Source organism: Kitasatospora sp. NPDC029312, from assembly GCF_055569215.1.
In genome coordinates this window covers 110,246-132,110 of sequence record NZ_JBVHXY010000010.1, presented here as the reverse complement: position 1 = coordinate 132,110, position 21,865 = coordinate 110,246, and the positions used below count along the sequence as shown (strand labels likewise).

The window sequence follows — 21,865 nt, the reverse complement described above, 5'->3', positions numbered from 1 at the left end:
CGTCCGCCCACGGCTCGGCACCGGGGGCGTTGCGCCGCAGTCCACTCACGGCGCCTCCAGCAGCTCGACCGTCTCCCCCGCCGCCGCGCCGCCGGGCGGGATGACGGCCAGCGCTTCGGCCCTGGCCAGGCCGCGCAGCATCGCGGGCCCGTCGAAGGCGAGCGGCACGACCCCCTCGGCCGTGCGCCGCACCGGCTGCAGCCGGGTGTCCGCCGGGTGCCCGGGCAGCAGCACGGCCGCCGTCGCGAGCGCGGGTGCCGGGACGGTCCGCCCGCCGCGGGCGTGCAGCAGCGGCAGGCCGAGCGTGAGCATCCCGGCGACGGCGGCCAGCGGATTGCCGGGCAGGCCCACCAGGTGCCGCCCGCCGGGGAGTTCGGCCAACAGCATGGGGTGCCCGGGCCGCACGGCGACACCGTCCACCAGCAGCCGGGCGCCGGCCTCGGCGAGCGCCCGGTGCAGGAAGTCCACCGGCCCGGCGGCCGTCCCGCCGGTGGTCACCGTGACGTCGGCGGTGGAGTGCCGGAGCGCGTCCCGCAGCATCCCGTAGTCGTCCCGGACGCACCGGACGTCGGCCACCTCCACGCCGGCCGCTCGGAGCCAGGGCGGCAGCAGCGGACCGAGCGCGTCCCGGACCAGCCCCGGCCCGGGAATCCCGGAGTCCAGCAACTCATCGCCCAGAACGAGCAGTTGGACCACCGGACGGCGTCGGACGGCGAGCCGGTCGTGGCCGCAGGCGGCGGCCAGGCCGAGCACGGCCGGCCCGACCACCGTCCCGGCCGGCAGCAACTCCTCGCCCCGGCGGCACTCCTGGCCGCGCGGACGGACGTCCTGACCGGTGGTCAACGGCTGCGGCCCACGGTCGTGCAGCAGCATGCCGTCCGTCCGACCGTGCTCGCGGCGCAGTACAGCCGTGGCGCCGGGCGGCAGTTGCGCCCCGGTGGCGATCTCGACGGCGCTGCCGTCGGCGAGCTGCGCCACGGGGGCGCGGCCGGCCAGCACCCGCCCGCAGACCCGCCAGGGCCCGGGACCGGCGACGGCCCAGCCGTCCATCGCGGAGGTGTCGAAGGCGGGCAGATCGGTCAGCGCGGCCAGCGGTTCGGCGAGGGTGCGCCCGAGCGTCTCGGCCAACGGCATCCCGACCGCCGGCAGCGGACGCAGCCCGGCGCGGCGCGCGGCCTCCCGGGCCCGCGGCCAGCTCAGCGTGCCGGGACCGGTGGACCGCGCTGCCGCGGAGGTCTGCCCGACCGCGCTCACGACTCGTCCGGCCCGGCGGCGGGCCAGCGCTCGGCGAGCGCCGCGACCCGCCGGGACGCCTCGGCCACGGCCTCCGGCCCGCCGCCCTGCTGCGCGGCCGCGTAGCCGATCAGGAAGGCGGTCAGCGGCGCGGCGGGCCGGGCCACCCCGTGCGCGACCACCCGGGCTCCGTCGAGCAGGCCGCGGACGTCGACGTCCAGGTCGATGCCCAGGTCGGCCTTGACCTCGGTGATCCAGTCTTCCAGCGTGCGCTCCATGCGCCCATGCTGCCCGATCGGCGGTTTCCCCCGCGTGTTCACCCCGTGTGCGGGGCGCGTCGTAATCCGCACGGGCCGGTGACGTGCCCGGTGAGGCCTGCCCCCGGACGGCGTTCCGGGCCCGTCCTACGACCGCTCCCGCTCCCGGGCCCGTTGCAGGTCCTCCCAGGTGTCGCAGTCGTACGCGACGTCGTCGGTGTCGGCCACCAGCAGCCGGGGCAGCCCCCCGACGAGCCGGCGCAGCGGGAGGCCGGCCGGATCGCCGAGGGCGGCCAGCGCGGTGCGCAGCGGGGCGGTGCGGTAGGCGGCGGCGAGCGGCTGGTCGCGTCCGCCCGCGTCGACGAGCACGGCGGCCGCCGCGGTCGGCTCGGCCGCGTCGAGGGCGCCGGCCAGCCGGTCCACCGTCCGCCGGTCCAGGAAGGGCAGATCGGCGGCGAGCAGCAGCACGGTGTCCGCGGTGACCAGCTCGAGCCCGGCCGCCACGGCGGCGACCGGTCCGCCGCCGGGCGGCCGTTCCCTGGTCCAGCGCACCCCGGCGCGGGCGGTCGGCCGGGCGGGGCCGACCACGACGGTGGTCCGCGCGCCGGCGCAGGCGGCGAGCACCCGGTCGAGCAGGGTGGTCTTCCCCACGGTCAGGCCGGGCTTGTCGACCCCGCCGAGGCGGCGGGCGGCCCCACCCGCCGGAACGATCACGTCGTACGGCGTCATGCGGCCAGTATCCGCCCGGCCGCGCCCACTCCCGCGGGGCCCTGCCGGTCCGAAGCGCTACCCGTTCGAGCCTTGCTCCTCCGGGCCCCTACCCGTCCGACTCGTCCTCGGCCGGGTCGTCCTCGACGATCTCCGCGTCGATGATCCCGTCCTCCGCCTCCGCCGCCCGGGCGGTGTTCGCCGCCGCGCCCAGCTCCAGGAAGGACGGCAGGGTCAGCTCCCCGTACCGCTCGTTCATCGCCGTGACCAGCGCCTCCGGGTCGTGCGGGTGCGCGGCCAGGGCCCGGTCGAAGTCCCGCAGGTACTCACCGGTGAAGGCGAGCACCCGGGCCGCGTCGTCGCCCTGGTCGGGGGCGCGGTGCCCGGCGATCACCCGCTCCGCGCCGAGGTCGGCGATCCGGCGGAGGTTGTGCCCCCAGGTGGTGCGCTGGGCCGGGGTGGTGTCGGCGGTCCAGAGGTGGGTGCCGTTGCTGACGAAGTCCCCGGCGATGACGGTCCGGATGCTGGGCACGTGGACGACGGTGGACTCCCCGCAGTCGGCCTGGCCGAGCAGCAGCACCGGGATCACCTGGCGGTCGAGCATCAGCGGCTGCGGCAGCAGCGCGGCCGGGACCATCGGGTGGTCGGGGATGTCGTCGCCGTACACCGGCTTCCACTGGGCGACCTTGGCGGCGACGGTCCGCCGGATGCCCTCGACCACGGCCGGCGCGGCCAGCAGTCGGGCGTCCGGGAAGAGTCGCAGCACCTCCTCGGCCCCGAAGTAGTGGTCGGGGTGCTGGTGGGTGACCACGATGGCGAGGAGCCGGCGGCCCTTGCCCGCGACCCATTCGGCCAGCTCCCGCCCGGCGCTGCGGGTGAGCTGGGCGTCCACCAGGATCGCGGTCCGCTCACCGAGGATCAGCGTGGAGGTGGTGAAGAAGGCCGATTCGGGACCGGTGAAGACGGCGACCTCCAGCGGCGGGGCGCTCTCCTCGCGCGGGGACGACGTCACGGGCTGCTCCCTCTGGTCGGCGGTCGGACTCCCTGCGCCCTACAGCATGGGAGTACCGGCGGCCGATCGCGCGGAAGGCGCGCCCGACGGGGCGCGCCTTCGGCGCAGCCTCACGCAGCGGTGCGGGCGGCCAGTTCCTTGGCCCGGCGGGCGGCCTGCTCGAGCGCCTGCGCCTTGGACTCGGCGGCCTTCGGGACGAAGTCGGCCATCGCCGGAACCTTCGCGGCCAGGGTGAACTCCGGGACGATGAAGTCGACCTCCAGCCCGAGCATGCCGGTCAGCACCTTCTCCAGGTAGGTGGTGACGAACTCGTACGGCTCGCGCGGGGCGCCGGGCGCGTACGAGCCGCCGCGGGGGGCGACCACCGTGACCGGGGTGCCCTTCGCGGAGGGCGCCTCGCCGGCGGTACGACCGACCATGATCACGCCGACCGCCGTGGCGGCGTGCGCCGAAGGGGGCCAGGCCGGCTGCTTCAACGTCGAGTTGGCGCTCACCCGGGTGTTCACCCTGCTCGGCAAGCGCTGGACCGGCCTGCTGCTCGCCGTGCTCAACCAGAGCGGCCCGGCCTACTTCTCCGAGCTGCGCCGCGCGATCCCGGGCATCAGCGAGCGGATGCTCTCCGACCGGCTGACCGAACTGACCGAGGCCGGGATGGTCGTCCGCGAGGTCGACGCCGGACCCCCGCTGCGCGTCAGCTACCGGCTCACCGAGGGCGGCGCCGCGCTGAAGCCCGCGCTCACCGAGCTGGCCGTCTGGGCCGACCGCTACCTGCCCGAGACCGCCCTCAGGGGCGGCTGCTGACCGCTCGCCCCAGCCGGCGGGCGGGGAAGCGGCCCGGAAGGTCCGAAGCCCCCGGAAACGCCGAAGGGCCCGCCCACCGGAAACCGGCGGACAGGCCCTTCACCTCAGGATCAGACTCAGCGAGCGCGCGCAGAACCACGCAGTCGGGCGACCCGGTCGGCGACACCCCAGGAGGTGACCCGCCAGAGCGCCTCGATCACGATGTTGCGGCTCATCTTGGACGCGCCCAGCTCGCGCTCCACGAAGGTGATCGGCACCTCGGCGACCTTGAACCCGGCCTTCACCGTGCGCCAGGCCAGGTCGACCTGGAAGCAGTACCCGGCCGAGGCCACCTGGTCCATGCCCAGCCCCAGCAGGGTCTCCTTGCGGAACGCCCGGTAGCCGCCGGTGACGTCCCGGATCGGCACGCCCAGCATCAGGCGCGAGTAGGTCGAGCCGCCGCGCGAGAGCACCAGCCGCGATTTCGGCCAGTTCACCACCCGGCCGCCCGGCACCCAGCGCGAGCCGAGCACCAGGTCGGCGCCGCGCAGCGCGCTCAGCAACCGGTCCAGCTCCTCGGGCTGGTGCGAACCGTCCGCGTCCATCTCGACCAGCACGTCGTAGCCGTTGTCGATGCCCCAGCGGAAGCCCGCGAGGTAGGCGGCGCCCAGGCCCTCCTTGCCCTCGCGGTGCATGACGTGGACGTTCAGGTCCTCGGCGGCCAGCTTGTCGGCCAGCTCGCCGGTGCCGTCGGGGCTGTTGTCGTCGGCGACCAGCACGTGCGCCTCGGGCACCGAGGCGCGGACCCGGCTGACGATCCGCTCGACGTTCTCCGCCTCGTTGTAGGTCGGGATGATCACCAGGACCCTGCCGAGATCAGCAAAACTCTGCTGGTTCACGGTCACGTACAAACCTCTCGGCCGATGGCGGGGGGCGTCAGAACACCGTCGCCCGCACTCTGGAACGCGGCCCCGCCGACAGCCCTCCGATGGGTTGACCACGGGGGACACACTGTGCGGGGCGGGGACTACTGCGTCCTGGCATCCTACTACCGCGCTCGGGAACCGCCCGTCCGCCCGCGGCACTCCCACCGGACGACGACCGTTTCCCCGCGTGGGGAGCGGGTGGGCTAGGGTCGATGCCCTTGCCCTGTTGTCCGTGCCCGGACCCGCCCGCACCGCCGGGCCGCCCCCGGCGATCCGGCACACCCGCCCAGACAGCGAAGGAGTAGGACCGCGCGCATGGACAGGCTCGTCAACACCGTCCGCCCGTACGCCTGGGGGTCGCTCACGGCCCTGCCCGAGCTGCTGGGGCAGGAGCCGACCGGGGAACCGCAGGCCGAGCTGTGGATGGGCGCCCACCCCGGCGACCCGTCCCGAGCCGACCGCGGCGCGGGCCCGCAGCGGCTGGACGAGCTGATCGCGGCCGACCCGGAGGGCGAGCTCGGCGCGGCGAGCGTGGCCAAGTTCGGGCCGACGCTGCCCTTCCTGTTCAAGGTGCTCGCCGCGGGCGCCCCGCTGTCCATCCAGGCGCACCCCACCCCCGACCAGGCCCGGGCCGGCTTCGCCGCGGAGAACGCCCTCGGGATCCCGCTGGACGCCCCCGAGCGCAGCTACCGCGACGACAACCACAAGCCCGAAATGGTCTGCGCCCTGGGCGACTTCGAGGGCCTGTGCGGCTTCCGCCGGCCCGCCGAGACGGTCGGGCTGATGGCCCGGCTCTCGGTGCCGGGGCTGGACCCGCTGATCGGCCTGCTGGGCGTCGAGGACGAGTCCGAGGCGCTGCGCGGCACGCTGGCCGCCATCCTCACCATGGACGACGAGACCGCCGCGAAGACCGTCCAGGAGACCGCCGAGGCACTGGCGCGGTACGCCACCGGCGATCCGGACCCGGCCCACGCCCCGTACGCCCCGTACGCCCGGATCGCCGAGGACTTCCCGGAGGACCGCGGCCTGATCGCCGCCCTCCTGCTCAACCACGTCCGGCTGCACGCCGGCGAGGCGCTCTACCTGGGCGCCGGCGTGCCGCACGCCTACCTCTCCGGCGTCTGCGTCGAACTGCAGGCCAACTCGGACAACGTGCTGCGGGCCGGTCTCACCCCCAAGCACATCGACGTCCCGGAACTGCTGAAGGTCGTGGTCTTCGAGCCGGACACCGCCCGGATCGTCCGGCCCGTCCCGGTCGGGGCCACCCCCGGCGAGCAGCTCTACCCCGTCCCGATCGACGAGTTCCGCCTCTCCCGCTTCGACCTGGACGGCGTCGAGCGCGAGATCGACGGCCGCACCCCGCAGATCCTGCTCTGCACCGAGGGCGCGGTACGGCTCACCGCCACCGACGGCACCGTCCTGGACCTCGCCCGCGGCCAGTCCGCCTTCCTCCCGGCCATCGGCACCCCGACCCGCCTCACCGGCACCACCGGCACCCTCTTCCGCGCCACCGTCACCATCTGACCGCAGCACCCCCGACCGTCCCGGCCGCCCCGACCGGCACGACGAAGGGCCCGTCCCGATCAGGGGACGAGCCCTTTGCGCGTCCGGTCAGCGGCCCCGCGGCCCGGGACCGCCCGCGCCGACCTCGACCGGCGCCGGCTCCGCGACTCGGACGGCACCGCCATCGGCACCACCATCGACCGCGTCGGCCGGTCGCACCGGGTCGCCACTCGGCCACCGCCGCTCAACGGCCTTCAGCACCCTGCGGCCCAGCTTCTGCCCGGGCATCTCGACCAGCTTGTACAGGAGGTAGCTCGCGATCAGCACCACCGCGAGGTACTCGGCCGTCCACAGCACCTTCCCGCCGGTGGTGGGCGGGACCTTGGCCACGTGCAGCAGCGGCCGGATGGTGCGCACCAGCGGGATGTGGAGCAGGTAGACCGAGAAGCTGACCGCCCCCAGCCAGGTCAGCGCCCGGGGGAAGCGCTTCCGCCTCAACGCCATCGCCGCGCCGAAGGTGATCCAGGCCGCCAGGTAGGAGCCCGACCAGGCCATCCAGCCGGAGGTCCAGGTGTGCTGCTCCATGCCGTCGCGGTTGTACATCCAGCCGACCGCGACACCGGCCGCGAGGACGAAGCCGCAGCAGAGCCACGCCTGGAGCCGGTCGATCTGCCGGTGTTCGGCGCGGTACAGCACGGTGCCGGCGAACATCGTCGCGAAGATCACGAAGGACTCGAAGGCGGGGGCCCGGCTGTTGTTGTACACCAGCACCAGGCCGAGGCCGGCCAGCAGTACCGCGCCGATCCGGGTCAGCGCAGGGCGCCCGCTCAGCATGCAGGCGAAGCCCATCAGGACGATCAGGGTCGCCGACCAGACCAGGCCCCGGGTGGAGGTGACGTCCCGGGTCAGCGTCATCGGGGCGATCGCCGTGCCGAGCAGCACCGCCACCCCGGCGAAGCCGACCGCGATCGGGCCACTGCGGCGGTGCCACCCCATGGTGAAGAGGGCGGTCACCAGGTAGTAGAAGACCATCTCGTAGCAGAGCGTCCAGGTCACGTTCAGGGCGTTCCATACCCCCAGCAGGTCCTGGAGCATGATCCCGTTGGCGGCCACGGCGACGTAGTTGTGCCCGGTGGCGAAGAGCGCGACCGAGCCGTCGCCCTTCGGAATGATCGCCAGCGCCACCGCGATGCCGATGACCACCGGCGGCCACAGCCGGAAGAACCGGCCGATCCAGAACGCCCGCACATCGCCGCGGCGCTCCAGCGAGGCCGGGATGATGTACCCGCTGACGAGGAAGAACAGCATGACGCCGTACAGGCCCAGGTCCCCGTGCCACCAGATGAAGGCGGCAACCGGCTCCGGCAGCATCTTCAGGATGTCGAAGTGGTGCAGGGCGACCACGAGGGCGGCCACGCCGCGCAGCGCGTCGAGCCAGCCGAGCCGGGCGGCAGCCCCGCCGGCCCGGGCCTTCGTGCTTCCCCCGGCCCGGCGGGCGGACAGCTGTCGTATCGTCTTCACGGCAGGGACAGTAGTCCATCGGGCACGGTCGTTCCCCCGCAAGCGCCCGGCGGGAATCGCCGGAGGCGCCCTAGTCCCGGGTCATGTCGACGAAGCGGGAGTAGTGGCCCTGGAAGGCCACCGTGATGGTGGCGGTGGGGCCGTTGCGGTGCTTGGCGACGATGAGGTCGGCCTCGCCGGCGCGTGGGGACTCCTTCTCGTAGGCGTCCTCGCGGTGCAGCAGGATGACCATGTCGGCGTCCTGCTCGATCGAGCCGGACTCGCGCAGGTCGGAGACCATCGGCCGCTTGTCGGTGCGCTGTTCCGGGCCACGGTTCAGCTGGGACAGCGCGATGACCGGGAGCTCCAGTTCCTTCGCCAGCAGCTTGAGGTTCCGGGACATGTCCGAGACCTCCTGCTGGCGGCTCTCGGCCCGGCGGGAGCCGCCGGACTGCATCAGCTGGAGGTAGTCGATGACGACCAGCTTGAGGTCGTTGCGCTGTTTGAGGCGGCGGCACTTGGCGCGGATCTCCATCATCGACAGGTTCGGCGAGTCGTCGATGTAGAGCGGGGCGTTGGAGACGTCCGGCATCCGGCGGGCGACTCGCGTCCAGTCGTCGTCCGTCATGTTGCCGGAGCGCATGTGGTGCAGCGCGACCCGGGCCTCGGCGGAGAGCAGGCGCATGGCGATCTCGTTGCGGCCCATTTCGAGCGAGAAGATCACGCTCGGCAGGCCGTTGTGGATCGAGCAGGCCCGGGCGAAGTCCAGTGCGAGGGTGGACTTGCCCATCGCGGGGCGGGCCGCGATGACGATCATCTGGCCGGGGTGGAGTCCGTTGGTGAGCTGGTCGAAGTCGGCGAAGCCGGTGGGCACGCCGGACATCTGGCCCTGCCGGGAGCCGATCGCCTCGATCTCGTCGAGGGCGCCCTCCATGATGTCCGACAGCGGCGCGTAGTCCTCGTTGGTGCGCTGTTCGGTGACGGCGTAGATCTCCGCCTGGGCGGCGTTGACGATCTCGTCGACGTCGCCCTCGGCCGCGTAGCCCATGCCGGCGATCCGGGTGCCGGCCTCGACCAGGCGGCGCAGGACGGCCCGCTCGTGGACGATCTGGGCGTAGTACTCGGCGTTGGCGGCGGTCGGGACGGAGTTGACCAGGGTGTGCAGGTAGGAGGCGCCGCCGACGCGCTGCAGTTCGCCGCGCTTGGTCAGCTCGCCGGCCACGGTGATCGGGTCGGCCGGCTCGCCGCGGGCGTAGAGGTCGAGGATCGCGCCGTGGACCAGCTCGTGCGCGGGCCGGTAGTAGTCGGCGGGCTTGAGCACCTCGACGACGTCGGCGATGGCGTCCTTGGAGAGCAGCATGCCGCCCAGGACGGACTGCTCGGCGGCGAGGTCCTGCGGGGGGACGCGCTCGAAGCCGTCGACGCCGCCGCCCCCGTCCTCGTGGCGGTCACGGTCGTCCCGGCGGTCGCCCTTCTTGCCGTTGTTGTTGAAGCCGGCACCGCCCTTGCGGAAGCCCTCGCCGCGGCCGCCACCCTGGCCACCGCCCTGGCCGCCGCGGTTGCGGGTGACCGGGAGCCGGTCGCCCGGGCCGTCCGGGAAGGGGGCGCCGTCGAAGGCGCTCGCGGGGAACGGGTCCTCTGCGGTCTGCCAGTCCTCCTCCGGCGGCGGGGCGTCGTGGTCGTCGTACTGGGGGCCGGTCACGCGTGTTCCCCGATCAGCGAGTGGTGCGAGTTGGAGCGGGCCTTGCCGGTGGCTGGGTGGAGCGGAGCCGCTCCTCTTTGTACGCCACGGCACCGACAAATCGGACGCCGGGGCGGGTGGAGTGTCGGGCGGAGGGCCCACGCTAAGGCGCCGGGTGCCCTTGCGCCAAGGCGGTTATCCACAGGGGGTGTGGACGACTGGCCCAGGGCTGTGGAGAACTGCCGCAAAGCTGTGGACACCCCTGTGGAAGGGTCTGTGGATAACCGGACTATCGCTCCACCGTCAACCTGATGACCTGCGATTACCTCTTTCCAGGGCTGTGCATGAGAAATTCTTCACACGTCGCGGAAGGGCTGCGGTCGCCCGGCGCGCAAAGCTCCTCGCTCACGCTTTCGAGTAACGATCGAAGGTCCCTAGCACTCATTACCTGTGGATGAGTACCCTGGAGCCCATGACCGCCGCCCCCACCCAGCCGACCGGACGCCGGCACGACCGCGAGATCCTCGCCCTGGCCGTGCCCGCTTTCGGCGCGCTGGTCGCCGAGCCGCTGTTCCTGATGGCCGACTCGGCGATCGTCGGCCACCTCGGCACCTCCCAGCTCGCCGGGGTCGGCGTGGCCTCGGCCGCCCTCTCCACCGCGACCGGGGTCTTCGTCTTCCTGGCCTACGCCACCACCGCCGCGGTGGCCCGCCGGATCGGCGCCGGCGACCGCCGGGGCGCCGTCCAGCAGGGCGTCGACGGCCTCTGGCTCGCCCTCGGACTGGCCGTTCCGGTGGTGCTGCTCACCCTGCTGCTGGCCCCCTGGGCGGCCGACCTGCTGGGCGCCTCGCCGACCGCCGCACCGTACGCCGTCACGTACCTGCGGATCAGCTCGCTGGGCATCCCGGCGATGCTGCTGGTGATGGCCGCCACCGGCGTGCTGCGCGGCCTCCAGGACACCCGCACCCCGCTGCTGGTGGCCGTCGCGGGCTTCACCGCCAACATCGGCCTGAACGCCGGGCTGGTGTACGGCGCCGGCCTCGGGGTGGCCGGCTCGGCCTGGGGGACCGTCCTGGCCCAGACCGGGATGGCCGCCGTCTACCTGGTGGTGGTGGTCCGCGGCGCCCGCCGCGAGCGGGCCTCGTTGCGGCCGGACGCGGCGGGCATCCGGGCCGGCGCCAGGGCGGGCGGCCCGCTGCTGGTCCGGACGGTCAGCCTGCGCGCGGTGCTGATGATCGCGACCGCGGTGGCCGCCCGGCTCGGTGACGACCAGGTGGCCGCGCACCAGATCACCATGACGCTGTTCAGCTTCCTGGCCTTCGCGCTGGACGCCATCGCGATCGCCGGGCAGGCCGTCATCGGCCGCTACCTGGGCGCCTCGGACGTCCCGGGCGCCAAGGCGGCCACCCGGCGGATGGTCGAGTGGGGCATCGGCTCGGGGGTGCTGCTCGGCCTGCTGGTGGTGCTCGCCCGGCCGCTGTACGTCCCGCTCTTCACGCCCGACCCGGCGGTGCAGGGGCAGCTGGACACCGCCCTGCTGCTGCTCGCGCTCAGCCAGCCGGTGGCCGGCCTGGTCTTCGTGCTGGACGGCGTGCTGATGGGCGCCGGGGACGGCCCCTACCTGGCCCGGGCGGCGCTCGCCACCCTGGCGGTCTTCGTCCCGGCGGCGATCGCGGTGCCGGCCACCGGCACCGGGCTGGCCGGGCTCTGGTGGGCGATGAACCTGTTCATGCTGGTGCGCGCCGGCTTCCTGGCGGCCCGTACCCGCGGCGGCCGCTGGCTGGTCACCGGGGCCGTCCGGCCGTAGGGGGCCGGCCCCGGGAACGACCGAGGGCCGGACTCCCCGCGGGGAGTCCGGCCCTCAGGCCACTGCTACGGGACTCAGGCAGCCACGACGGCGACGTCGAGGTTGGCCACGACGTCGGAGTGCAGCTTGACCGAGACCTTGTGGGAGCCCACGGTCTTGATCGGCGAGGCGATCGCGACGGCGCGCTTGTCCACGACCGGGCCGCCGGCGGCCTTGATGGCCTCGACGACGTCAGCCTGGGTCACCGAGCCGAACAGACGGCCGGCGTCACCCGAGCGGACGGCCAGCTTGACCTGGACGCCCTCGAGCCGACCCTTGACCTCGTTGGCGGCCTCGAGGGTCTGGATCGCGTGGATCTTGCGGGCGCGACGGATGGCGTCGACGTCCTTCTGGCCGCCCTTGGTCCAGCGGATGGCGTAGCCACGCGGGACCAGGTAGTTGCGGGCGTAGCCGTCCTTGACCTCGACGACCTCGCCGGCGGAACCGAGACCCGGCACCTCGTGCGTGAGGATGATCTTCATTACTCGGTCACCCTCTCTTAGCGCGCGGTGCTGGTGTAGGGCAGCAGCGCCATCTCACGGCTGTTCTTCACGGCCGTGGCGACGTCACGCTGGTGCTGGGTGCAGTTGCCGGTGACCCGGCGGGCACGGATCTTTCCGCGGTCGGAGATGTACTTCCGCAGCAGGTTCGTGTCCTTGTAGTCAACGTAGTTGACCTTGTCCTTGCAGAAGACGCAAACCTTCTTCTTCGGCTTGCGAGCAGGCGGCTTCGCCATGGTGTGCTCCATTTGGGGTTCACGGCCCGGCGGGCGTCCGGGGACGCCGGCCGCCGGGCCGCACGAAATCTGTCAGCTCTTAGAACGGGGGCTCTTCCGAGTAGCCGCCGCCACCGGACGGGGCACCCCAGCCGCTGCCGCCCTGCTGGCCGCCGGACGGGGCGCTGGACGCCCACGGGTCGTCGGAGGGACCGGACTGGCCGCCACCGGGGTTTCCACCCCAGCCGCTGCCGCCCTGCTGGCCGCCACCGCCGTTCCAACCGCCCTGGCCGCCGCCACCCTGCTGGCCGCCGAAGCCGCCACCGGGGGCGCCGGACCGGTTGGCCCGGGTGACCTTCGCGGTCGCCGACCGCAGGCTCGGGCCGACCTCGTCGACCTCGACCTCGAAGACCGTCCGCTTCTCGCCTTCCTTGGTCTCGTAAGACCGCTGGCGCAGTCGGCCCTGCACGATGACGCGCATGCCGCGCTGCAGCGACTCGGCCACGTTCTCCGCCGGCTGACGCCAGACGTTGCACGTGAGGAAGAGGCTCTCGCCGTCCTTCCACTCGTTCGTCTGGCGGTCGAAGGTGCGGGGGGTGGACGCGATACGGAACTTCGCGACCGCCGCACCCGACGGGGTGAAGCGCAGCTCGGGGTCGTCGACGAGATTGCCGACGAGGGTGATGACGGTCTCGCCTGCCATGGTGGTGATGACCTCTCGGGAAGATGTCCGTTCACCGCTGTTTCACGTGAAACAGCGGACGCGAGCTACCCGAGACCCGAAGGCCTCAGAGGTGGCTCAGTGGGTGTCCGGGCGCAGGACCTTGGTCCGCAGAACCGACTCGCTCAGGCCCATCTGGCGGTCCAGCTCCTTGACGACCTCAGGCGTGGCCTTCAGGTCGATGACCGAGTAGATGCCCTCGGACTGCTTGTTGATCTCGTAAGCCAGACGGCGACGACCCCAGGTGTCGACCTTCTCGACCTTGCCGCCGCCGTTGCGGACGACGGTGAGGAAGTTCTCGATCAGGGGGGAGACAGCGCGCTCCTCGACCGAGGGGTCGAGGATGACCATCACCTCGTAGTGACGCATGAGTAACCCACCTCCTTTGGACTCAGCGGCCACGGTCTCTCCGTGGCAGGAGGGTTGTGCGTAGCGTCGGCACCGGAGCAGTGACGACACCGGCTCACCGTAGCGGCCGGGTCCGACAGTCGACCCCCGCACCCGAAGCGGGTGACACCCGGAAGAGGGCGCAAGGGGGCACAACTACACCAGTGCAGACGGCACAGCCTACCTGCACCCGGACGGCCGAACAAAACGCATAGGGGTTGTGAGAGCGACCCAACCGCCGCAATCTGGACGGACCGGGATTCCTGCCCGTTCGTCTCCACGCCAGGAGGTGGGACACATGGCCCAGTCCGTCCATCGCATGCCCGCGCTCACGCTGAACACCGACGGCCACCCGCACCCCCGCGAGAACACCCTGGTGGCGCTCACCGCCGTCCTGGGAGTGATCGCCTTCACCACGTCGTTCTTCCACAACCTGCACGTGCTGACCTCGTGGACCGGCCTGGCCGGGATCATCACGGGGCTCTGGGGGATGTTCGTCTCGGTGACCACCGCCGAGCGCTTCGTCCTGATGATCACGCTCGGCGCTTCGGCGATCGGCTTCTACCTCGGCATCGCCCGCGGCGGTCTGGTGGGCTGAGGCCCGGCGAGACCCCGCCGGGGCCCGGCCCAGGAACCCTCGGCGCCCCCGTGGCGTATCTGCAGAGAAGACAGGTACGCGACGGGGGCGCCGTCGTGCCCGCAGCGGCGGGCCGGCGGATCCCGGACGATAAGGTCAGCCCGAGAACCTGGGGCCACCGCAGCCCGACCGACGAGGAGCACCGAGCAATGAGCCTGCGCCTGAGGACGATCACCCGCGAGGAGCACCTCGCCTTCATCAGGAGCCGCGCCTCGGCCAGCCACATGCAGGTGCCGGCCTGGGGCGACGTGAAGGCCGAGTGGCGCTCCGAGTCGATCGGCTGGTTCGACGAGCACAACCAGCTGGTCGGCGCCGGCCTGGTGCTCTACCGCCAGCTGCCCAAGGTCAAGCGCTACCTCGCCTACCTGCCCGAGGGCCCGGTCATCGACTGGTTCGACCGCGACCTCGACCGCTGGCTCTCCCCGATGCTGGCCCACCTGAAGTCGCAGGGCGCGTTCTCCGTGAAGATGGGGCCGCCGGTGGTCATCCGCCGCTGGAACGCCCCCACCATCAAGGAGGCCATCGCCGCCAAGCAGGCCAAGCGCCTGCGCGACATCGAGGCCGACTGGTACGAGCCGCGCGCCTTCGAGGTGGCCGACCGGCTGCGCAAGGCCGGCTGGCTCCAGGGCGAGGACGGCGGCGCGGGCTTCGGCGACGTCCAGCCGCGCTACGTGTACCAGGTGCCGCTGGCCAACCGCTCGCTGGACGACATCCAGAAGGGCTTCAACCAGCTCTGGCGCCGCAACATCAAGAAGGCCGAGAAGAGCGGCGTCGAGGTGGTCCAGGGCGGCTACGACGAGCTGCCGATCTTCCACCAGCTCTACCTGGTGACCGCCGAGCGCGACAAGTTCACCCCGCGCCCGCTGGCCTACTTCCAGCGCATGTGGAACGCCCTCAACTCCGAGGACCCGAACCGGATGCGGCTCTACATCGCCTACCACGAGGGCGAGCCGCTGGCCTCGACCACGATGCTGGTGGTCGGCGAGCACGTCTGGTACTCCTACGGCGCCTCGGCCAACCACAAGCGCGAGGTCAAGCCCTCCAACGCGATCCAGTGGCGGATGATGCGGGACGCCTACGCCCTCGGCGGCGGCGTGTACGACCTGCGCGGCATCAGCGACACCCTCGACGAGAACGACCACCTGTTCGGTCTGATCCAGTTCAAGGTCGGCACCGGCGGCCAGGCGGCCGAGTACCTCGGCGAGTGGGACTTCCCGCTGAACAAGCTGCTGCACAAGGCCCTCGACCTCTACATGTCCCGCCGCTGAGGAGGCTGACCCGATGACGCTGTCGCTCTACCTCGACACCGAACGCTGGCGGAACCACCAGCGGTCCGTCCTGTCCGAGTTCCCCGGCCTGGTGCCCGTCGCCAAGGGGAACGGCTACGGCCTGGGCAACCACCGGCTGGCCGAGGAGGCGACACTGCTCGGCACGGGTGTGCTGGCCGTCGGCACCGCGTACGAGGCGGCCGACGCCGCCGAGTGGTACGGCGGCGAGCTGCTGGTGCTCACCCCGTACCGGGTCGGCGAGGAGGCGCTCCCGCTGCCGCACGCCCGGGTGATCCGGACGGTGGCCGGCCTGGACGCGCTGCGCGCGCTGCACGGCGCCCGGGTGGTCCTGGAGTGCATGACCACCATGCGCCGGCACGGCGTGAGCGCGGACGACCTGCGAACGGTGGCCGCCGAGCTGGACGGCGTCTCCTTCGAGGGCCTGGCGCTGCACCTGCCGATGGACCGGCCGGACGGTTCCAGCCCGGTCGAGGAGGTCGCGTACTGGGTGGACACCGCCCGGGCGGCCGGCATCCCGGTGCACACCGTCTTCGTCAGCCACCTCGGCGCGGCCGGCATGGACCAGCTGGCCCAGCGGTACCCGGGCACCGTGTTCCGGGCCCGGATCGGCACCCGGCTCTGGCTGGGCGACCACGCCGCGCTGGAGGTCCGGGCCACGGTGCTGGACGTCACCCCGGTGAAGAAGGGGGACCGCTACGGCTACCGCCAGCACCCGGCGCCGTCCGACGGACACCTCCTGGTGGTCGCCGGAGGCACCGCGCACGGCATCGGCCTGGAGGCTCCCAAGTACGTGGCGAGCATGGGCGCGCGCGCCAAGGGCATCGCCCGGGCTGGTCTGGCGACCGTCAACAAGACCAAGTCGCCGTTCCACTGGGCCGGCAAGCAGCTCTGGTTCGCCGAGCCGCCGCACATGCAGGTCTCGCTGCTGTTCCTGGACGGCGAGACCAAGCCCCCCGTGATCGGCGACGAGCTGGGCCTCCAGGTCCGGCACACCACCACGCACTTCGACCGCGTGGTGGACCGCTGAGCCTCCCCGTCCGGGGTGCTCGGCACGGCTCACGGCCTCGCTGAACAGGCAGCCTCACGGCCGCTCGGCCGGCTCCGACCGTCCGGGCTCCTCGAGCCACTGCTCGGGGCCGGCCGGCGCGTAGGCGGCGTAGCTCGCCTCCTCGCGCAGCCGCCGGGCGGTGCCCAGCACGCTCACGTCCGGGGCGCCGTCGAGCACGCCGCCGGAGGGGTCGTCGCTGCCGTCCCAGCGGACCGGGTCGCGGTCCGCGTGGAGGACGTCGCGGACCACCAGCCCGACCAGGTAGAGCGTGCCGAGCAGGTGCAGCACGATCGCGAAGTGGTACCAGGACTCGCCGATCCCGTGCTGCTTGGGCCCGGTCACGAAGCCCAGGTGGGACCAGATGCCCAGGGTGTACAGCACCTCGCAGGCCTGCCAGACCAGGATGTCCCGCCAGCGCGGCCGGGCCAGTGCCGCGAGCGGCAGCAGCCAGAGCGCGTACTGCGGCGAGTACACCTTGTTGACCAGGACGAACAGCGCGACCACCAGGAAGGCGAGCTGCGCGAAGCGCGGCCGACGGGGCGCTGAGAGGCCCAGCCACGCTATGGCCGCGCAGCCCAGCACCATCAGCACCCCGATGTACAGGTCGAGGTCGGCCAGCCCCACGCCGCGGTTCTGCATCAGGATCAGCCAGAACGAGCCGTAGTCCTCGCCGCGGTGCTCGCTGAAGACGTAGAAGGTCGACCAGCCCTGCCAGTTGGCCGCCATGATCGGCAGGTTGACCACCAGCCAGGCGCCCACCGCACCGCCCAGCGCCACCCGGAACTCGCGCCACTTCCCGGCCCGCCAGCAGAGCACCAGCAGCGGGCCGATCAGCAGGAGCGGGTAGAGCTTGGCCGCGGTGGCCAGACCGATGAACACACCGGCCCAGCCCGGCCGGGAGCCCGACCACCAGGCCATCCCCACGGCCGCCAGGGCGACCGCGAGCAGGTCCCAGTTGACCGTGCCGTTGAGCAGCAGGACGGGCGAGAGCCCGAACAGCAGGGCGTCCCAGGGCCGGCGGCGATGGGTGCGCGACAGCGCCACCACGGCGACCACCGCGCAGGCCATCAGCAGCCCGGCGTTGATCGCCCAGAACCACTGCTCCTGGTCCTGCTGGGTGCCGCCGCCCGGCGTCAGCCAGGCCGCGACCTGCATGAACAGGCCGGTCAGCACCGGGTACTCGAGGTACTGGAGGTCACCCGAGCTGCCCGGGATGCGGTCCACGTACGGGTGCAGCCCCGCCGCGAAGCCACGCCCGGAGAACAGGTGCGGGATGTCGCTGTAGCAGGCGTGGATGTACTGGGGCGAGCCGGGCTGGAACCAGGCCTGCTGGTAGCAGGGCAGGTCGTGCACCATGCCGAGCACGGAGACCACGATCACCACGAGCGCCAGGAAGCGCGCGGGCACCCACCAGGAGACGCCGAGCAACGCCCGGCGGCCCGGCGGGCCGCCGAACACCTCACTGCCGGCCGCCGCCACCCGGTCCTCGTCGGCCGGGACGACCACGGTGTTGGCCGGCGGCGCGGGCGTGGCGACGGCTGCCGGGGTGGGCCCTGCGGCGGCGCCGGACCCGTGCGGGCCCGCGGTTTCGTCACGATCGCTCGACGTCATGCCGGACATCCTGCCGCACCGGGTGCGCCGGGACGAGGAGGACCCCGCGGTGACCCCGGGGGTACGGGTGGTGCGGAGGGGGCGTGGACGGCGAAACGTGACGAAACGGCGGTGGCGGCCCTCCGTGGGAGGACCGCCACCGCCGTGCTGTCGAGCTGTCGTTCTTCCGTGCTGTCGTGCTGTCGTGCTGCCGGGCTGGACGCCGTTGCGGCGGAGTGCCGTCGGCAGGGCCGGGCTGCTACCCGCCCGCTGGGGCCCCACCGGTGCCGGTCGCGGTCGGTTTGCCACCGCCGGTCGGTTTGCCGCTGCCGCCGCCCGAGCTGCCGGTCGGTGTCGGCGTGCAGAACAGGAGACAGGTGTCCGTCGCGGTCGGCCTGCCCGGGTGAGGCGGCGCCTGGGTCGGCTGGCAGTCCACGCCCGACACGCAACCCCCGCCCTGGGTGGGCTGCGGCGGCTGGGGCTGGTTCGGCTGCGGCTGGGCCGGCTGGGTCTGGGTCGGCGCCGGGGCCGACGGCGACTCGGTCGGCGCCTGGGTCGCCGTGGCCGTGGCCGTGGACGGCGCGCCGGAGGAGTCCACCTCGGTGCCGACCGGCTGCGGGCTCGGGAAGTCCACCTTCTTCTCGTTGGCCAGCGCGGCCTTCATGTACCGGGTGAAGACGTCGGTCGGGATGTCACCACCGTGGATGGACTCCTTGCCGCCGGTGCCGTTGAGCGACAGCCGGTCATGCTTGGTGGGGTCCTCCCGCCACATCGCGACGCTGGTCACCAGCTGCGGGGTGTAGCCGACCCACCAGGCCGACTTATTCTGGTCGGTGGTACCGGTCTTGCCGGCCACCGGGCGGCCCAGTGAGTTGGTCTTGGTACCCGTACCGTTCTTGGCCACGTTCACCAGCACGTCGGTGACGTTGTCGGCGACGGCGGGTTCCAGCGCGACCTTGGTGTCCTTCTTGCCGAAGCCCGGCCGCTCCTTGCCGTCCACCTCGACCTTGGTGACCGAGTAGGGCTCGGCCTCCTTGCCGCTGGCCGCGAAGGTGCCGTAGGCGGTGGCCATCCGGATCGGGCTGATGGTGGAGGTGCCGAGCGGGAAGGTCGGGGTCTTCGGGTCGGCCAGGCTCTCCCGCTTGATGCCCAACTGCACCGCGATGTCGGCGACGTTCTGACCGCCGACGTCCTGGTTCAGCTGGACGAAGGGCACGTTGTACGAGTACTGCATGGCCTGCCGGAGCGAGACGTAGCCGCGCTTGCCGGAGTCCTCGTTCTTCTGCCGGTAGGGCTTGCCGTCGTCGCCGATCACCAGCGACCCGTCCGGTTTGCGGATCTCGGAGAGGTCGTCGGAGAGGTAGCGGCTGTCGGCGTTGATCCGCTTCGGCTTGCCGTCGTCGCCCTTCGCGGTCTGCACGCCCACCTGCATCGCGGTGGCCAGCACGAACGGCTTGAAGGTCGAACCGACCTGGACGCCGGTGGCGTTGGCGTTGTTGTCGAAGTGGCCGTTCTCCACGCCGTCACCCCCGTAGAGGGCGACGATCGCGCCGTCACCGGGGCGGATGCTGGCCGAGCCGAACTGGATGAAGGTGTCGTTGTCCGGGCGCTTCTGCGGGTTGAGGTTCTCCGCCTTGACGTCGTCGACGGCCTTCTTGAGGGCGTCGACCTTGTCCTTCTCGAAGGTGGTATAGACCTTCAGGCCGCCCTTGTCGATCATCTGCTGGGTGATCGACTTGTCGGTGGCCATCACGTACTGGTTGGCGGTGTCGACCAGGTAGCTGATCTCACCGTTCATGTTGGAGCTGGGCTTCACCGCGATCGGCTCGGGGAACGTGGTGCACTTGGCCCGCTCCTCCGCGCTGACGTTCTTGGTCGCCACCATCCGGTCCAGGATCCACTTCCAGCGCTCCACGGCGCGGTCGTGGTTGGCCGGCTTGGAGGGGTCGTAGAAGTTGGCGCCCTTCAGCAGTCCGGCCAGCATGGCGCTCTGGCAGAGGTTCAGATCCTTGGCGTTGACCCCGTAGTACGCCTGGGCGGCGGCCTGGGCGCCGTTGGCGTTGCGGCCGAACCAGCTGGTGTTCAGGTAGCCCTTGAGGATGTCCTCCTTGCTCGTCTGCTGATTGAGCTTCAGCGTGATGAAGAACTCCTTCAGCTTGCGGCTGAGGGTCTGCTCCTGGCTGAGGTAGGCGTTCTTGACGTACTGCTGGGTGATGGTCGAGGCGCCCTGGGTCTCGCCGCCCTTCGCCATGTTGTAGACGGCGCGCAGCATGCCCTTGGGGTCGATGCCGCTGTCGGTGCGGAAGGTCTCGTTCTCGGCCGAGATGACGGCGTTCTGGAGATAGGGGCTGATGTCGTTGAGCTCGACGATCTGGCGGTTGGTGTCGCCCTTGCGGGTCATCTCCGTGTTGTCGGCCCAGTAGTAGATCGTGTTCTGTTCCTTCACCAGGTCCTTGAGTTCCGGGACCTGGGTGGTCTGGTACAGGTAGAACACGATGCCCACGCCGGTGGCGAAGAACAGCAGGAAGGCGCTCAGCCACTGCTTCCAGGACGGCAGCCAGCGCCGGACGCCGGTCTTGCCCCACCGGGGGTAGTCGATGAAGCGCTTCTTGCCCGGGTCGGCGGCCGCCGCGGCGGAAGCGGCGGCGGAGCCCCGCCGGCCACCCCCCTTGCCCTTCTTCTGCGCGGCCTTGCGCAGCTCGGCACGGGTCATCCGGGGCTGCTGAGCGGTCTCCCGGACGCCCGGCGGGCGCCGGCGGCCGATTCCGTCCGAGCTCAGCTCATCGGGACCGGGTCCCCCCCGACGGCCACCGCCCCCCGGGGGCTGCTGCCCGTCACCGCCCGGGTTGGGCGTCCTTCGCCGTCGCTCGCTCATGTTCCAGCCACTCCTCGCCAGGCCTTTCCAGCCTGAAGGCAGGGTTCACGTCCGATGCCCGGACCGCCCTAACCCCGGAGGTTGGTCCTCGTGCACACGCGACAGCGTACGCAGCACGGAATCGCAACTAATCGGGCATCAGACGCTAATAACCGCAAAACGGCGACAGATCATTACACGCCCGTTGCCAAGCCCACCCGCGCGTCGGCTTGTGATCACATTCACGCGTGCCCCTCTTGCCGGTTCGGGGGGTCGGGTTTACTGTTCTCGATATATCGAGCCGATACATCGAAGCGGCATACCGCGGGATGCAGCGGCCCGAAGAGGGTCGAGCGGGAGGAGGACGACGGCAGTGGGCAGGCGCTCAGGAGTGCTGGAGTTCGCCGTTCTCGGCCTGCTCCATGACGCCCCGATGCACGGCTACGAGTTGCGCAAGCGGCTCAACATCCTGCTCGGAGCGCTGCGGGCGCTCTCCTACGGAACGCTCTACCCGTGCCTGAAGAGCCTGGTCGCCCAGGGTTTCCTGGTCGAGGACAACCCGGACGTCGAGTACGTCCCGGCCACCGCGCTCAACGGCAAGCGGTCGAAGATCGTCTACCGGCTCTCCCCCGAGGGCAAGCAGCGCTTCGAGGAGCTGCTCGCCGACTCCGGCCCCGACGCATGGGAGGACGAGCGCTTCGGCGTTCACTTCGCCTTCTTCGGCCAGACCGACCGAGCGGTCCGGATGCGCGTCCTGGAGGGTCGCCGGAGCCGGCTGGAGGAGCGCCTGGAGCGGATGCGCAACTCGCTGGCCCGCGCCCGCGAACGCTTCGACGACTACACCGTCGAACTCCAGCGGCACGGACTCGAGTCGGTGGAACGCGAGGTCCGGTGGCTCAACGAGCTGATCGAGACCGAGCGGGCCAACCGCACCGGCCGGACCGGCCCCGCCACCGGCGGCGCCGTCGCCGGACCCCAGAAGACTTCGGACGGCCGTGGCCAGGAGACCGGGTCCCCGGACCCGTCCGGGCCACCGTACGACCGCCCGGGGCGCTCCCCCCAGGAGCGCTGACACCGCGACAGCCCTGTGCCGCGCGGCAGGAGTGGGCGCCTCGCGCCCGAACAAGCAGTCATCGAACATGCAGGACGAGTACCGCCGGTTCCGGCGGTCCTCATGA

Annotated in this window: 19 protein-coding genes and 2 pseudogenes; 7 read left to right on the top strand and 14 right to left on the bottom strand. The window is 72.0% G+C overall.

The annotated features are described in order from the left end of the window. Positions 1-45: 45 nt before the first annotated feature. The 5 genes and pseudogenes from ACZ4WV_RS11455 to ACZ4WV_RS11435 all read right to left on the bottom strand — a co-directional run. Entirely contained in the window at positions 46-1,254 is a 1,209-nt protein-coding gene (locus ACZ4WV_RS11455; protein ID WP_465745210.1) for a molybdopterin molybdotransferase MoeA, read from the bottom strand. Then, a pseudogene (locus tag ACZ4WV_RS11450) lies at positions 1,251-1,529 on the bottom strand (DUF6457 domain-containing protein); the annotation flags it as partial. The pseudogene ACZ4WV_RS11450 and the gene ACZ4WV_RS11455, both read right to left, overlap by 4 nt. Before the next feature lie 108 nt (positions 1,530-1,637). Beyond that, positions 1,638-2,219, bottom strand: coding sequence for a molybdenum cofactor guanylyltransferase (gene mobA, locus ACZ4WV_RS11445; RefSeq protein WP_465745208.1), 582 nt, complete (start codon positions 2,217-2,219; stop codon positions 1,638-1,640). Positions 2,220-2,307: 88 nt separating this feature from the next. Next, positions 2,308-3,210, bottom strand: coding sequence for an MBL fold metallo-hydrolase (locus ACZ4WV_RS11440; protein WP_465745206.1), 903 nt, complete (start codon positions 3,208-3,210; stop codon positions 2,308-2,310). A 110-nt stretch (positions 3,211-3,320) separates the two neighbouring features. Next, positions 3,321-3,665, bottom strand: a pseudogene (locus ACZ4WV_RS11435) (FMN-dependent NADH-azoreductase); the annotation flags it as partial. Here ACZ4WV_RS11435 and ACZ4WV_RS11430 point away from each other — a divergent pair. Further along, positions 3,628-4,011, top strand: coding sequence for a winged helix-turn-helix transcriptional regulator (locus ACZ4WV_RS11430; RefSeq protein WP_465745204.1), 384 nt, complete (start codon positions 3,628-3,630; stop codon positions 4,009-4,011). The pseudogene ACZ4WV_RS11435 and the gene ACZ4WV_RS11430 overlap by 38 nt on opposite strands. Before the next feature lie 116 nt (positions 4,012-4,127). Here ACZ4WV_RS11430 and ACZ4WV_RS11425 read toward each other — a convergent pair whose 3' ends face one another. Next, complete coding sequence (locus ACZ4WV_RS11425) at positions 4,128-4,895, bottom strand: polyprenol monophosphomannose synthase (protein ID WP_465745203.1); 768 nt, start codon at positions 4,893-4,895, stop codon at positions 4,128-4,130. Between the two features lie 336 nt (positions 4,896-5,231). On the opposite strand from ACZ4WV_RS11425, the gene manA reads away from it, so the two are divergent. After that, positions 5,232-6,440, top strand: coding sequence for a mannose-6-phosphate isomerase, class I (manA, locus tag ACZ4WV_RS11420; protein WP_465745202.1), 1,209 nt, complete (start codon positions 5,232-5,234; stop codon positions 6,438-6,440). Positions 6,441-6,527: 87 nt separating this feature from the next. Here manA and ACZ4WV_RS11415 read toward each other — a convergent pair whose 3' ends face one another. Together ACZ4WV_RS11415 and dnaB are read right to left on the bottom strand one after the other, a co-directional pair. Next, positions 6,528-7,940: an acyltransferase family protein gene (locus ACZ4WV_RS11415; protein ID WP_465745200.1), complete on the bottom strand. Its 1,413-nt coding sequence runs from the start codon at positions 7,938-7,940 to the stop codon at positions 6,528-6,530. 70 nt (positions 7,941-8,010) lie between these two features. Further along, positions 8,011-9,621 (bottom strand): replicative DNA helicase, encoded by a 1,611-nt coding sequence (gene dnaB, locus ACZ4WV_RS11410; RefSeq protein WP_465745198.1) that lies wholly within the window; start codon positions 9,619-9,621, stop codon positions 8,011-8,013. Positions 9,622-10,072: 451 nt separating this feature from the next. Between dnaB and ACZ4WV_RS11405 the strand changes: the two genes are divergently transcribed. Continuing rightward, positions 10,073-11,407: an MATE family efflux transporter gene (locus tag ACZ4WV_RS11405; RefSeq protein WP_465745196.1), complete on the top strand. Its 1,335-nt coding sequence runs from the start codon at positions 10,073-10,075 to the stop codon at positions 11,405-11,407. Positions 11,408-11,481: 74 nt separating this feature from the next. Here the strand turns inward: ACZ4WV_RS11405 and rplI are convergent, their stop codons facing one another. The 4 genes from rplI to rpsF all read right to left on the bottom strand — a co-directional run bounded on the left by rplI (position 11,482) and on the right by rpsF (position 13,251). Then, positions 11,482-11,928 (bottom strand): 50S ribosomal protein L9, encoded by a 447-nt coding sequence (gene rplI / locus ACZ4WV_RS11400; protein WP_465745194.1) that lies wholly within the window; start codon positions 11,926-11,928, stop codon positions 11,482-11,484. A gap of 17 nt (positions 11,929-11,945) precedes the next feature. Next, on the bottom strand, positions 11,946-12,182 hold the full coding sequence (gene rpsR / locus ACZ4WV_RS11395; protein WP_030059640.1) for a 30S ribosomal protein S18: 237 nt from the start codon (positions 12,180-12,182) through the stop codon (positions 11,946-11,948). A 79-nt stretch (positions 12,183-12,261) separates the two neighbouring features. After that, a complete protein-coding gene (locus ACZ4WV_RS11390) occupies positions 12,262-12,864 on the bottom strand; it encodes a single-stranded DNA-binding protein (protein WP_465745192.1) in 603 nt (200 codons plus the stop codon). Between the two features lie 96 nt (positions 12,865-12,960). Further along, positions 12,961-13,251 carry a 30S ribosomal protein S6 gene (gene rpsF / locus ACZ4WV_RS11385; RefSeq protein WP_030233085.1) on the bottom strand — a complete coding sequence of 97 codons (291 nt, stop codon included), beginning with the start codon at positions 13,249-13,251 and terminating at the stop codon, positions 12,961-12,963. A 316-nt stretch (positions 13,252-13,567) separates the two neighbouring features. On the opposite strand from rpsF, the gene ACZ4WV_RS11380 reads away from it, so the two are divergent. The 3 genes from ACZ4WV_RS11380 (at position 13,568) to ACZ4WV_RS11370 (ending at position 16,222) form a co-directional block, all read left to right on the top strand. Beyond that, the gene (locus ACZ4WV_RS11380) at positions 13,568-13,867 is read left to right on the top strand and encodes a hypothetical protein (protein ID WP_465745190.1); all 300 of its coding nucleotides are present in this window, start codon (positions 13,568-13,570) and stop codon (positions 13,865-13,867) included. A 188-nt stretch (positions 13,868-14,055) separates the two neighbouring features. Further along, positions 14,056-15,174 carry a lipid II:glycine glycyltransferase FemX gene (locus ACZ4WV_RS11375; protein WP_465745188.1) on the top strand — a complete coding sequence of 373 codons (1,119 nt, stop codon included), beginning with the start codon at positions 14,056-14,058 and terminating at the stop codon, positions 15,172-15,174. A gap of 13 nt (positions 15,175-15,187) precedes the next feature. Next, a complete protein-coding gene (locus ACZ4WV_RS11370) occupies positions 15,188-16,222 on the top strand; it encodes an alanine racemase (protein ID WP_465745186.1) in 1,035 nt (344 codons plus the stop codon). Between the two features lie 54 nt (positions 16,223-16,276). Here ACZ4WV_RS11370 and ACZ4WV_RS11365 read toward each other — a convergent pair whose 3' ends face one another. Beyond that, positions 16,277-17,854 carry a glycosyltransferase family 87 protein gene (locus ACZ4WV_RS11365; protein ID WP_465745184.1) on the bottom strand — a complete coding sequence of 526 codons (1,578 nt, stop codon included), beginning with the start codon at positions 17,852-17,854 and terminating at the stop codon, positions 16,277-16,279. A gap of 238 nt (positions 17,855-18,092) precedes the next feature. Continuing rightward, complete coding sequence (locus tag ACZ4WV_RS11360) at positions 18,093-20,546, bottom strand: transglycosylase domain-containing protein (protein ID WP_465745182.1); 2,454 nt, start codon at positions 20,544-20,546, stop codon at positions 18,093-18,095. Between the two features lie 514 nt (positions 20,547-21,060). Here ACZ4WV_RS11360 and ACZ4WV_RS11355 point away from each other — a divergent pair. Next, positions 21,061-21,759 (top strand): PadR family transcriptional regulator, encoded by a 699-nt coding sequence (locus ACZ4WV_RS11355; RefSeq protein WP_465745180.1) that lies wholly within the window; start codon positions 21,061-21,063, stop codon positions 21,757-21,759. Positions 21,760-21,865: the final 106 nt, after the last annotated feature.